General features: G+C 62.4%; 10 protein-coding genes and 2 pseudogenes. 4 read left to right on the top strand and 8 right to left on the bottom strand.

All coding sequences use genetic code 11. The features are described from left to right. A pseudogene (locus Y707_RS31790) lies at positions 1–457 on the bottom strand (phosphate ABC transporter permease subunit PstC); the annotation flags it as partial. Between the two features lie 129 nt (positions 458–586). Next, the gene (gene pstS, locus Y707_RS0120305; protein ID WP_026536426.1) at positions 587–1702 is read right to left on the bottom strand and encodes a phosphate ABC transporter substrate-binding protein PstS; all 1116 of its coding nucleotides are present in this window, start codon (positions 1700–1702) and stop codon (positions 587–589) included. A 282-nt stretch (positions 1703–1984) separates the two neighbouring features. Here pstS (Y707_RS0120305) and Y707_RS27920 point away from each other — a divergent pair. Beyond that, positions 1985–2155, top strand: a pseudogene (locus tag Y707_RS27920) (YnfA family protein); the annotation flags it as partial. Between the two features lie 4 nt (positions 2156–2159). Here the strand turns inward: Y707_RS27920 and pstB are convergent. Genes pstB through pstS (Y707_RS0120280) form a run of 4 tightly spaced genes read right to left on the bottom strand, consistent with a single transcriptional unit; the run spans position 2160 to position 6105 of the window. After that, positions 2160–2939, bottom strand: a complete 780-nt coding sequence (gene pstB, locus Y707_RS0120295) for a phosphate ABC transporter ATP-binding protein PstB (protein ID WP_026536425.1) — start codon at positions 2937–2939, stop codon at positions 2160–2162. A gap of 36 nt (positions 2940–2975) precedes the next feature. After that, positions 2976–4079 carry a phosphate ABC transporter permease PstA gene (pstA, locus tag Y707_RS0120290; RefSeq protein ID WP_026536424.1) on the bottom strand — a complete coding sequence of 368 codons (1104 nt, stop codon included), beginning with the start codon at positions 4077–4079 and terminating at the stop codon, positions 2976–2978. Further along, positions 4076–4990, bottom strand: a complete 915-nt coding sequence (pstC, locus tag Y707_RS0120285; protein ID WP_026536423.1) for a phosphate ABC transporter permease subunit PstC — start codon at positions 4988–4990, stop codon at positions 4076–4078. The genes pstA and pstC overlap by 4 nt, the downstream gene beginning before the upstream one ends. Next, positions 4990–6105 carry a phosphate ABC transporter substrate-binding protein PstS gene (gene pstS / locus Y707_RS0120280; RefSeq protein WP_026536422.1) on the bottom strand — a complete coding sequence of 372 codons (1116 nt, stop codon included), beginning with the start codon at positions 6103–6105 and terminating at the stop codon, positions 4990–4992. The genes pstC and pstS (Y707_RS0120280) overlap by 1 nt, the downstream gene beginning before the upstream one ends. Positions 6106–6379: 274 nt before the next feature. Between pstS (Y707_RS0120280) and Y707_RS0120275 the strand changes: the two genes are divergently transcribed. After that, positions 6380–7513 (top strand): FUSC family protein, encoded by a 1134-nt coding sequence (locus Y707_RS0120275; RefSeq protein ID WP_026536421.1) that lies wholly within the window; start codon positions 6380–6382, stop codon positions 7511–7513. An 84-nt stretch (positions 7514–7597) separates the two neighbouring features. Here Y707_RS0120275 and Y707_RS0120270 read toward each other — a convergent pair whose 3' ends face one another. Next, a complete protein-coding gene (locus Y707_RS0120270) occupies positions 7598–8527 on the bottom strand; it encodes a glycerophosphodiester phosphodiesterase (protein ID WP_081745040.1) in 930 nt (309 codons plus the stop codon). Positions 8528–8673: 146 nt separating this feature from the next. Here Y707_RS0120270 and radA point away from each other — a divergent pair, with 146 nt between their 5' ends. Together radA and disA are read left to right on the top strand one after the other, a co-directional pair. Then, positions 8674–10089: a DNA repair protein RadA gene (radA, locus tag Y707_RS0120265; protein ID WP_026536419.1), complete on the top strand. Its 1416-nt coding sequence runs from the start codon at positions 8674–8676 to the stop codon at positions 10087–10089. 83 nt (positions 10090–10172) lie between these two features. Next, positions 10173–11249, top strand: coding sequence for a DNA integrity scanning diadenylate cyclase DisA (gene disA, locus Y707_RS0120260; protein ID WP_026536418.1), 1077 nt, complete (start codon positions 10173–10175; stop codon positions 11247–11249). A gap of 9 nt (positions 11250–11258) precedes the next feature. Here disA and Y707_RS31785 read toward each other — a convergent pair. Then, a partial coding sequence (locus Y707_RS31785) for a hypothetical protein (RefSeq protein WP_051442253.1) occupies positions 11259–11927 on the bottom strand: 669 nt, incomplete at its 5' end.

The following is an 11927-nucleotide window of genomic DNA, read 5'->3' as shown; positions in this document are numbered from 1 at the left end:
CGACGAAGATTGGAATCCAGCCCAGATTCCGGGCCAGCCAGTCGTATCCATTGGCCAGGAGCGGCGCCAGGAATATATATCCCCACGCTCCGTAGATAACGGATGGAATCGCCGCCAACAAGTCGATCAAATAGCCGAAACTGAGCGCCAGCTTGCGGGGCGCGAAGTGTGAGATGAACAGCGCCACGAAAATTCCGGTCGGTGTCGCCAGCAGCAGGGCAATGGCCGCCGCGATAATGGTGCCGACAACGATCGGGAAGATGTAGGAAAGAAAACCGGACCCGCCGGTCACCTGATCCGGGTTTGCCTGGAGGGCGGGGATGGATTGCATCAGCAGGAAGGCCGCGACACTGAACAGGACGAGAAGGATCAGGCAGCCGGCTGCCTGGGTGGCGCCGCGGAAAATCTTATCTGCGGTGCGGCCTTTATCCGGCTTGAGCAACGTATTGGTTGTCACAATGAAAACCTTTGGCGGATTGGGACCCGGCGACGGTGGTCCGCTGAGACTGCCGACGGCACCGGGCCGGAACATGCAAGAGCCGCCCCGTCCGGAAGATTGAGCTCCGGACGGGGCGCGGTGATGTACTTAGGATGCAACGCTGATGGAATCTACTGCGTCCTGCGCCTGATCCCGCAACGCGTCGGAGATTGGGGCGTTACCAGCGGACTTGGCAGCGTCCTGCTGGCCCCCCTCGCTGATCGCGTAACTTCCGAATGCCTTCACCAGGTCCACGGTCGCCTGATCCTCATACTGGGAGCAGTAGATGTGGTAGGAGACCAGGACGATCGGGTAGGCACCCGACTCGGTGGTATCCCGCTTCAGGTCCAGGGACATGTCCGCCTCAGAGCGGCCCTCAACCGGAGTTGCAGACTCGACTGCCTTGGAGGCTGCTTCTGCATTCAATTCCACATACTCGTCGCCGACCTTGACCAGCGCCTGACCCAGGTCCCCGACGGCCGAAGCATCCGTGTAGGTGATTGCGCCCTTGGTCGATGATGTGGTTGAGACGACACCGCTGGTGCCCTGTGCGTTTTCGGCGACAATTTTGGACGGCCAGTTGCCAGAGACTTCATACGGCCAGGCATCTGGGGCCGCTACCGAGAGGTAGTCCACAAAATTCTCGGTGGTTCCGGAGTCGTCTGAACGGTGGACCACCGTGATCGGCAGGTCCGGAAGATCCACATCCGCGTTCTGGGATGCGATGGCCTCGTCGTTCCAGTTCTTGATGTCCCCGTTGAAGATGGACGCGATGGTGTTCGCGTCCAGCTTGAGTTCATCCACACCGGGCACGTTGAAAGCTACCGCGATCGGCGAGATGTAAGCCGGGATATTCACTGCGCCCTCAGGACCGCAGATTTCCTTGGATGCAGCGTATTCCTCGTCATCCAGGTACGCGTCCGAACCTGCGAACTGCACACCTTCGGAGAGGAATGCCTCGCGTCCGGCGCCGGAGCCATCGGGAGAGTACTGCACCTTTGCTTCAGGATTCAGCTCCTCAAAGCCGACCTTCCAGGCGGTCATGGCCGCCTGCTGCGCCGAAGATCCAGCGCCGGTGAGGGTGCCGGAGACCGAGCTTTCGGGGACATTATTACCCGCCGGCTCCGGATCGGTGCCGGTTGCATTGTCTGTTCCACAGGCGGTCAATGCCAATGCGCCTGCAGCAAGAATTGCCGCTGAGCGGCCATAGCGAAAAGCCTTCACTTGATAGTGCCCCTTCCAAGGGTTAGCCAGGTCCGTGCGGATGTCCGCGCTGGTTGTACTTTTGCTGTACACCTACGAAGCTATGGGTCTCAGGTAAAGGAAGGTGCCGTCGACGGCAAACGGAAGGTGAACGGTTGTTGTACTTTTCGTTGAAAACGCCTAGCGTGCCATTGACCCTCAGCTAGTCACCGGGTAAGGATCCGCTGCCGATCACGGCCGCGAAGCTTTGGCACAATGCAGGAATGATCGCAAAATCAATTGTCCTGTTCGTGTTCGCGGCGGGAAGCACACTTCGGCCGGATTCTCGCCGCCTACGGCGGGGTCTTCGTCGCTGGTTCCCTGCTGTGGGGGATCGTTATCGACGGCTTCTCCCCTGACCGCTGGGATTATCTGGGAGCGGGGATCTGCCTGCTGGGTGTAGCGGTCATTATGTTTGCGCCCCGTCCCTCCTGACGTTCTAGCCGAACCGGCCGGAGACGTAATCTTCAGTCGACTTTTCCTTCGGATTATTGAAGATGTCGGTGGTCTCGGAGTACTCGATCAGGCGCCCGGGCTCGCCGGTGCCGGCAATGTTGAAGAAGGCCGTCTTTTCGGAAACACGCGCGGCCTGCTGCATGTTGTGGGTGACGATCACGACGGTGTAGTTGTCCTTCAGCTCATCGATCAGATCCTCCACCGCCAGGGTTGAGATCGGGTCCAGGGCCGAACAGGGCTCATCCATCAGGATCACTTCCGGTTGCACAGCTATCGCGCGGGCGATACACAGCCGCTGCTGCTGGCCGCCGGAGAGACCGGAGCCAGGCTTCTCCAGCCGGTCCTTGACCTCTTTCCACAGGTTCGCCCCGCGCAGGGACCGCTCCACCAGGTTGTCAGACTCGGAGCGGGAGATCCGCTTGTTGTTCAGCTTCACCCCGGCGAGCACGTTATCCCGGATCGACATGGTTGGGAACGGATTGGGCCGCTGGAACACCATGCCGATCTGGCTGCGCACCGTCACCGGATCCACCCCGGCTCCGTAGAGATCATCCCCGTCCAGAAGCACCTTGCCTTCCACCCGGGCCCGGGGAATCACCTCGTGCATCCGGTTCAGGGTACGCAGGAACGTTGATTTTCCGCAGCCGGACGGGCCGATGAACGCCGTCACCGACCGCGCTTCGATACGGATCGTGACATCTTCAACGGCCTTGAAATCGCCGTAGAAAACGTTCAGGTCCTGTACGTCAATACGCTTGGACATTGATTTCCTTTGCTGTCTCTAGCGGGTGAGACTGGCTCAGCGGCCGGTCTTGGGGGCGAAGTAACGGGCAATCAGGCGCGCCGCGAGGTTCAGGAGCATCACCATGACGATCAGAAGCAAAGCGGCGGCCCAGGCACGCTGTGCGCTGGGATCGGGGTTCGACGGCGATGTGGGGGTGATGATCTGGGTGTAAATGAAGGTCGGCAATGATGCCATCCAGCCCGAAAATACGTTGAAGTTGATGGACGTGGCAAAGCCTGCCGTGACGAGAATCGGTGCCGTTTCCCCTACGACCCGGGCGATCGCCAGGGTGACACCGGAAGCAATGCCGGAGATCGCCGTCGGAATCACGACCTTGGTAATGGTCCGCCATTTACGCACGCCCAATGCGTAGGAGGCTTCCCGCAGCTCGTTCGGCACAATGCGCAGCATCTCCTCGGTGGACCGGACTACCACCGGAATCATGAGTACGGACAACGCGACGGCGGCCACAAAGCCCGTCTTCGTCCCCGGACCTAAGATGACGGCGAAGAAGGCCACCGCGAACAGGCCCGCCACAATCGATGGGATACCGGTCATCACGTCGACAAAGAATGTGATCGCCTTGGACAGGAGGCCGCCGGAGGAATACTCAACCAGATATACCGCCGCCAGCAAGCCAACTGGTACAGAAATCAGCGTGGCCCACAATGTCATCAGCAGCGTGCCGATGAGGGCATGGTACGCACCGCCAAGCACCGGGGCGTTGCCCTCGGCCGCGGCATCGTCGAACTCTCCAGTCACCCCATTCATGGAGTAAAACAGGAATTCCGGCGTCAAGCCGGGCAGCCCATTGACCAATACTGTCCAAATCACCGAGATCAGCGGGAGCAGGGCCACCAGGAACGAACCGACCACCAGGCAGGTCGCCAGCTTGTCCTTGGCTTTCCGTGCACCTTCGACAGCGGCGGAGATCCCGGTCAGCCCCAGCGTGAACAATACGGCCGCGAGAACTCCCCAGCCGAAGGCGTTGAACCCAATCAGGGTCATGATCGCGGCGCTGAGGATGACAGCCGCGGCCAGTACCGCCCAGGCGGCGTATTTGGGCAGCCGCCCTTTGGTCAGTTTCGATTGCCTGCGCGTCAGCGTGGTGTTGGTCATGAGTTAGCTCCAGAGAACTCCTTGTGCCGGCTGATAACCCAGCGGGCAACCATGTTCACCGCCAGGGTGATCACGAACAGCACGAGGCCGGCAGCGATCAGCTCCGACAGGCGCAGCCCGTACGCTTCGGGATAGTTCAGCGCGATCTCGGCGGCGATGGTCGAATTTCCGGTCTGGATCAAGCTGGCAATCAACGGACCGGTCGAGAGCACCAGGGCCACCGCCATCGTCTCACCCAGGGCGCGCCCCAGTCCCAGCATCACCGCGCTGATTACGCCAGGCCGGCCGAACGGAATAACGGTCATCCGGATCATCTCCCAGCGGGTGGCACCCAATGCGAGCGCCGCCTCTTCGTGCAGTTTGGGAGTCTGCAGGAAGATTTCACGTGAGATCGACGTGATGATCGGCAGAATCATCACGGCCAGCACGATGCCAGCGGTCAGCATCGTCTTTCCAGTGGCAGACGCCGGTCCCGCGAAGATGGGAATCCATCCGGCATTCTGCGCCAGCCACTCATACACTGGTTCGAGTTCCACGGCCAGGAAAGTGATACCCCATACACCGTAAATGACGGACGGGATGGCTGCCAGCAAGTCGATGACATAGCCCAGTCCCTGCGCGAGTTGCCGCGGCGCATAGTGGGATATGAACAGCGCGACGCCAATCGAAATGGGAGTGGCGATGATCAGGGCGATGGCCGCCGCCATCACGGTACCAACGACTATGGGCCAGATGTAGGACCAGAAACCTTCGCCGCCGGTCACCTCGGACGGGTCGGCGAAAAATGCCGGAAGAGCCTGGATCAGCAGGAAGACCGCCACGCTGAAAAGCACGACCAGAATCAGCACTCCGGCTACCAAAGCGGTGGTGGAGAAGACCTTGTCTCCGGTCTGCGATGTGCGCGAAGACACTACTGCGCCACCTCCACAGATTCGACGGCGTCTTGGGCGAGTTTGGCGAGATCACGCGGAAGCGGTGCGCTACTGGCGGCATCAGCGGCCTCCTGCTGACCTTCCTTGCTGAGGACGTAAGTTTCGAAAGCCTTCAAAATCTCCACGGTTTTCTCAGAGTCATATTCAGCACAGAGAATGTGATAGGAAACCAACACAATCGGATAGCCCCCGGACTCGTTAGTGGAACGGTCAAGCTCCAGTGCGATGTCGTGCTCGGCACGGCCCTCGACTCTGGTCGCTTCCTCCACTGCATTGGATGCGGCCTCGGGGGTGACCGGAACATACTCGTCGCCGACCTTCACGCTGACGGTACTGATTGTGTCGTCGACCGCGGAATCATCCGCATATGTGATGGAACCGCGGGTATTGGCCACTACTTTGACGACCCCGGAGTTGCCCTTGGCATTTTCCCCTTGCAGCGCCCCCGGCCACGTTCCGCTGGCATCCTCAGGCCACACTTCGGAGGCGGCCGAGGAGAGGTAATCGGTGAAGTTTTCCGTGGTGCCGGAGTCGTCACTGCGGTTTACGGCGGTGATCTTCAGATCCGGAAGGTCGACGCCCGGGTTCTGGCTTGCGATGGCCTCGTGCTGCCAGTTGTTGATTTCGTTCCGGAAGATCAGTGCAATGGTTTCAGCGTCCAGCTTCAGGTTGTCGACACCGGGAATGTTGAAGGCGAGGGAGATCGGAGAGATGTAAACGGGTATGTCGATCGCGCCGTCCGGTCCGCAAACCTGCTCGGCCAGTTTCAGTTCGTCCTCGTCCAGATAGGCGTCCGATCCAGCGAAATCAGCAGCACCGGCCAACAGCGCACCGCGTCCGGCGCCGGAACCATCCGGCGAATACTGCACGGTCACGCCGGGAAATTTGGACATAAACCCGGTCTTCCAGGCATTCATGGCGGCAGCCTGAGCGGAGGATCCCACTCCGGTCAGCGTGCCGGTCAGTCCATCGCCCTCATACACCCGGTCCGCCCCGGGAGTCTCGCCGGTCGGGTTGTCCGAACCACAACCCGTCAAAGTCACCACAGCCGCCGCAAGCATGGCAGCCGCAGTGCGCAGGCGGGATGCCTTCACAGGTTCCCCTTTCGGTCATTTCAGCGTCCGGGCACGCACGCACCCACATCCATCATGGTGAACGGCCCACATGAACGGAAGGTTAACTACAACCCACCGCCGGTGAAGGGCAGATGATGACTTGGGCGTAAGCCTACTAGAATGGACCGTTCCTGAAGCGGTTTCGCGGTTTCAATAATGATTGAATCCTCGACCGGCCAGTGCTGATCCATGCTGAATATCACACCCCTCGACGCGTCTGTGTTGCAATCCGCGCCTGCAATAGAGTGAAGACATGGCCTCACGCAGCTCCGGCGCCGCCGCACGGTCGGCCGCATTCCTGCGCCGCCGCGGTCGTGTTGGCCTGCACCGCAGCGGCAACTCGATCCTGCCGGCGGTGCAGATTACCCTCTGCAGCGTCGGTGCCTACGCCTTCGCGCAGTATGTGCTCGGCCATGAAGGTCCGCTGTTCGCAGCGACGTCCTCGATCATTGCGCTGGGCTTCTCCCGTGATCCACGCCTGCGGCGCGTGCTCGAAGTCGCTATCGGCTGCACGTTGGGCATTGCCGTTGGCGATATGCTCCTGCACCTGCTGGGAGTCGGGATCTGGCAGGCCGCCGTCGTCCTCTTTCTTTCCATCCTGCTGGCCCGCTTCCTGGACAGCGGAACCATCTTCACCACACAGCTGGGGCTGCAGTCGCTGCTGGTCGTGCTGCTGCCAGCGCCCGACGGCGGACCCTTCACCCGAAGTCAGGACGCCGTCGTCGGGGGTGTCTTTGCGCTGCTGATCACCATGCTTGTGCCCAGGGATCCGCGGCGGGAGCCAAAGATTAACGTCAAGGAGCTGCTCGACGAGCTCAGCCGGGTACTGCGGGAAACGGCCGAGGCGGTGACGCGCAGTGAGTCGACCCGGGCCTGGCATGCGCTGGTCCGCGCCCGCAGTTGCCAGCCACTGGTGGACCGGCTGAACGCCACCCTCCGCGCATCGCATGAGGTCGCAACGATTTCCCCGGCCTATCGGCGGCACCGCGACGAGTTGAACCGGCTGGAAAAGTCGCTGCATTTCATCGATCTGGCCATCAGGAACAGCAGGGTCTTCAGCCGCCGGCTCGCCTCCGTCATCAACAACGCTGCACTGACCGAAGAAGCCATCGAGAGCCTCGGCGGGCTGATCGAGGACACCGCCTCCGCCGTCGACACGCTCGCCACAGCGCTCAGCGAGGTCGACGCCGGCACCCGCGAAAGTTATCTGCGCAAGGCGCGCAATGAGCTCGGCGCCGTGGGCACCATCCTGCATCCAAAAATGCTCGGCATTAAGCGGCTCGAAGGCGAAGGACTGGTCCTGCTGTACCGGCCGATGATTATCGATCTGCTTGAGGCAACCGGGATGAGCCACGATCAGGCACGGCGCTACCTGCCCGAGCTGTAATCCAGCCGCAGCAGGCTGCGTTCCCCTCCGCACGCAGAAAGAGGCCCTCCGGAGTGGAGAGCCCCTTCCTGGTTCAGCGGTGAACTATGCGGCCTGGTCCACCGGGGCGCCTTCCTTCAGCACCTGGATCAGCGCTGCCGGACGGTTCGTAATGATGCCGTCCACATCCAGCTCAGCCAGCTGGCGCATCCGCTCGGGATCGTCGACCGTGTAGGGCCAGGTCTCCATGCCGTAATTGTGTACGGTCTCGACGAAGCTTTCGGTCACCCGGTTGTGGTTCGGGTTGATCTGGTCCGCCCAGGTCGACAATTCTGCGATCCGCTCCTCCGACGGCGGTCCGCCCAGCAGCCCGGCGGGTACTGCCGGTGCCAACTGGTTGAACGCCGCCATGAACTCCCAGTCGAAGGACTGGACAATCAGCCGGCCGGACCGGGCGTCGGCAGTGAGCCAGCCCTCGCCGTCGAGCTCTGCAACAATCTCTTCGGCAATACCCGGGTAGAGGCTGGGGCTCTTGACCTCCAGCAGCAGGCCGGCACGGCCATGCAGCGTGTCCAGCACTTCCTGCAGCGTCGGCACCTTGGTCCCGGCGAATTCGGCGCCGAACCAGGAACCGGCGTCAAGCGTACGGATTTCCTCAAGGGTGAAGTCGCCGACATTCCACGGCGCACGTTCCGGATACTTCTCCTCGACGTCGGTCGTCCGGCTCAGCGTGGTGTCGTGGATAACGACCAGTTCGCCGTCGCTGGTCAGCTGGACGTCGATCTCGACGAAATCAGACTTCAGATCGGCTCCCACGTCGACGGCCGGCAGCGTGTTCTCCGGAGCCAGGGCGGATGCTCCGCGGTGCGCGACGGTGGTGACGCGCTCATCGTGGCTCGCCTCGCTCGAAGAAGTCTGGGCCGCGGCCCCGGTAGCTCCAGCGGTGAGGGTCGCGGCCACCAGCAGACCGGTGATGGCCGCTCGTGGAGCGCCCCGCCGACTGCTGCGCTGGCGGTTGGAGTGGGATGGGATCATGGGTAAGCCTCCTGTATCGGATTATTCAACTTGTAGTACGCGACGTGCCACACTCTGCCGCCTGAAGGTGGCAGCCAATCAACCGCCGTCGGACACCGGGGTGAACTGCGCGTAACTTTGTCGGTGACGTCGGTTAGCCTGAGGGCATGAGCACCAAGACCCGCACCAAGACCTCCCGCACGCCCGGCTACCGTTGCGGTGAATGCGGCTGGACAACCGTCAAGTGGGCCGGCCGCTGCGGCGAGTGCCAGGCCTGGGGCACCGTCGAGGAGATCGGGCAAGTAACGGCGCGTACGACGGCGGCGGTTTCCGTGGCAGCGCCGGCGCAGCGGATTGCCGACGTCGACGCATCAACTGCCGCTTACCGGCCCACCGGCGTGGAGGAAATGGACCGCGTACTCGGCGGCGGACTGGTGCCGGGCGCGGTGATTCTGGTCGCGGGAGAGCCGGGGGTGGGTAAATCCACCCTGTTGCTGGACGTGGCGGCCCGGGTGGCGAATTCCGGCAGCGACGTGCTCTATGTAACCGGGGAGGAATCTGCCGCCCAAGTGAAGCTGCGCGCGGACAGGATCCACGCCACCGCCGACACTCTCTATCTGACGGCCGAATCGGACTTGGGAACCGCGCTGGGACATGTGGAGCAGCTCAAGCCGAAACTGCTGATCGTCGACTCTGTCCAGACGCTGAGCAGTTCGGACGTGGACGGGGCCGCCGGTGGCGTCACGCAGGTCCGGGAGACAGCCGCGTCACTCATTGCCGCTGCGAAGAAATACGATATGACCACCCTGCTGGTCGGTCACGTGACCAAGGACGGTTCCATTGCCGGCCCGCGCCTGCTGGAGCACCTAGTCGATGTGGTGTGCCAGTTCGACGGCGAGCGGCACTCCCGGCTGAGGCTGCTGCGGGCGGCGAAGAACCGGTATGGCCCCACCGATGAGGTCGGCTGCTTCGACCTGACCGAGGGCGGCATTGTCGGCCTGGCGGATCCGAGCGGACTGTTCCTGTCCCGGACGGCCGAGCCCGTTTCGGGGACCTGCGTCACCGTTACCGTCGAGGGCAGGCGTCCGCTCGTGGCCGAAGTCCAGGCCCTCCTGGCGACAACGTCGAATTCCCAGCCCAGGCGGGCGACCAGCGGACTGGACAGTTCCCGGGTCTCGATGCTGCTGGCAGTGCTCCAGCAGCGCGGCGGATATGGCCTTGCCGGTGACGACTGCTATGTCGCGACGGTGGGTGGAATGAAGCTCAGCGAGCCGGCGATCGACCTGGCCGTTGCACTCGCACTCGCCTCGGCTAAGCGGAACACCCCCCTGAAGGACCGGCTGATTGCCTTCGGCGAAGTGGGCCTCGCCGGTGAAGTGCGGCCGGTGCCGGGGGTAAACCAGCGGATCCAGGAGGCGGCACGGCTGGGCTTTAAGTTCGCCGTCGTTCCCAAGTCACCCAACGGTTGTGGTCCGATTCCGAAAGGCTTCACGGTCGCTGAGGTTTCCAACCTCCGGGAAGCGCTGAATCTGCTCCTGCCGGAAACCGAGGAAAGGTCCGTCGTTACACCAATCCATCGCTGATCGGCTAAATTTCCTGCAATCACACTAGTATTAGCCCAAGCGCTTGAAGCGGGTGGAGGCCTGCGCGCAGGAAGGAATGGTCGATGGTACGTACGCCCGAGGACTCGCTGAGGACAACGCTCGCGCGCGTTGCTCCCGGGACGGAATTGCGGGACGGGCTGGAACGTATCCTGCGCGGCCGCACCGGCGCCCTGATTGTGCTGGGCCTGGACCGGACGGTTGAGTCGCTATGCTCGGGCGGTTTCGACATCGGCATCGACTTCAACCCGACGAGGCTGCGGGAACTGGCAAAGATGGACGGCGCCATCGTCTGTGACAAGGATGCCAGCCGGATCCTGCGGGCCGGAGTGCAGTTGGTCCCCGATCCGAGCATCGAAACCCAGGAATCCGGCACCCGGCACCGGACGGCCGAACGGGTGGCCAAACAGACCGGCCTGCCGGTGATTTCGGTGAGCCAATCCATGCAGATCATTGCCATCTACGTGGATGGCCTCCGGCACGTGCTCGAAGGTTCCGAACCGGTACTGGCCCGGGCCAACCAGGCGCTTGCGACGCTGGAGCGTTACCGTGCGCGCCTGGATCAGGTCACCAACTCGCTTTCCGCTCTTGAAATCGAAGCGATGGTGACCGTCCGCGATGTTGCCATTACGCTGCAGCGCCAGGAAATGGTGCGCCGGATCTCCGAGGAGATTTCCCAGTACGTACTCGAACTGGGAGTGGACGGACGGTTGCTGTCCCTGCAGCTGGAAGAGCTCACGACGGGTCTTGGAGCGGGCAGTGAAATGGTGGTCAGGGACTACCGGGACCTCGGCGGGGAGGTCAGCGACGTCGAGACCGCCATGAACCGGCTGACCCAGCTTAGCTCCACGGACCTTATCGACCTGGGTAAGATCGCCAGTGTGGTCGGCTTCCAACCGGGAACCGATTCACTCGAAGCCGTGGTCCAACCCCACGGGTACCGCTTGCTCTCCAGCATCAAGGCGGTTCCGCGGGCGGTGGCAGACCGGCTGGTGGATCATTTCGGCGGCCTGCAGAACCTGATGGCCGCCAATATCGACGACCTCATGGCCGTGGACGGCATCGGCGAACAGCGGGCGCGCACCGTCCGCGAAGGGCTGTCCCGGATTGCCGAGGCCAGCCTTCTCGACCGGTTTATGTAGCCGTCCCGGTCAGTTGAGCTTGAAGATCGTCTCTTCACTCGTCCATTCGCCAAGCTTGGTGACCAGTATGTATGTGCCCGGCATCGGATTCGCATCCACTGCATCGCACCCCGGAGCGGTCCGGCTGCGGTCCCAAATGAAGTTTGCCTTCTCCGACTGGCCCGCTTCCAATGTCTGGTAATTGTCCGTGGAATCAACCTGGCAATCTGCCGAGGAGAAGATCCTGTCCTCGCCGCTGGTGATCAGGAACTCCATTTCCGATGTTCCCTGATTGACGCTGCATTCCGTCTGGCCCTCGTTCGAGACCGTGAGGGTAAGCACCGGCTTTTCCTCGGGGGTGTAGACGGTCTTATCCGTTGAGGCACTGACGGCGATACTGCTTTCATCACAGGTGGAGTCGGCCCCGGCCTCGGAACTGGAGCCGGAAGCAGCCGCATCCTCCGCGTCGTCGTTCGTGGCGTCGTTCGTGGCGTCGTCGCCCTCTTGCGCCTTGGAGTCGTCAGTGTCCTTCGCAGCATTATCGTCCTGGCCGGCCGCGGAGTCATCGTCCGTCCCGGCTGCCGCGCCATCGCCGTCCTTCGCGGACGACTCATCATTGGACGACTCATCATTCGATGCCGGCGTCGGTTTCGGATCAGGTTGGGCTGCCTGTTGCTGGCTTGCCTGCCCCGCCGCCCC

Origin of the sequence: Arthrobacter sp. H14, from assembly GCF_000520495.1 — a bacterium.
GTDB lineage: Bacteria > Actinomycetota > Actinomycetes > Actinomycetales > Micrococcaceae > Arthrobacter_C.
This window is presented reverse-complemented; position numbering and strand designations above follow the sequence as displayed.

What these genes read in the sequence shown, in the direction of transcription:
- radA (WP_026536419.1), top strand. Translation starts at nt 8,674, where the DNA reads ATGAGCACCAAGACCCGCACCAAGACCTCCCGCACGCCCGGCTACCGT.
- Y707_RS0120270 (WP_081745040.1), bottom strand. Translation starts at nt 8,527, where the DNA reads ATGATCCCATCCCACTCCAACCGCCAGCGCAGCAGTCGGCGGGGCGCT.
- pstA (WP_026536424.1), bottom strand. Translation starts at nt 4,079, where the DNA reads ATGACCAACACCACGCTGACGCGCAGGCAATCGAAACTGACCAAAGGG.
- disA (WP_026536418.1), top strand. Translation starts at nt 10,173, where the DNA reads ATGGTACGTACGCCCGAGGACTCGCTGAGGACAACGCTCGCGCGCGTT.
- Y707_RS0120275 (WP_026536421.1), top strand. Translation starts at nt 6,380, where the DNA reads ATGGCCTCACGCAGCTCCGGCGCCGCCGCACGGTCGGCCGCATTCCTG.
- pstB (WP_026536425.1), bottom strand. Translation starts at nt 2,939, where the DNA reads ATGTCCAAGCGTATTGACGTACAGGACCTGAACGTTTTCTACGGCGAT.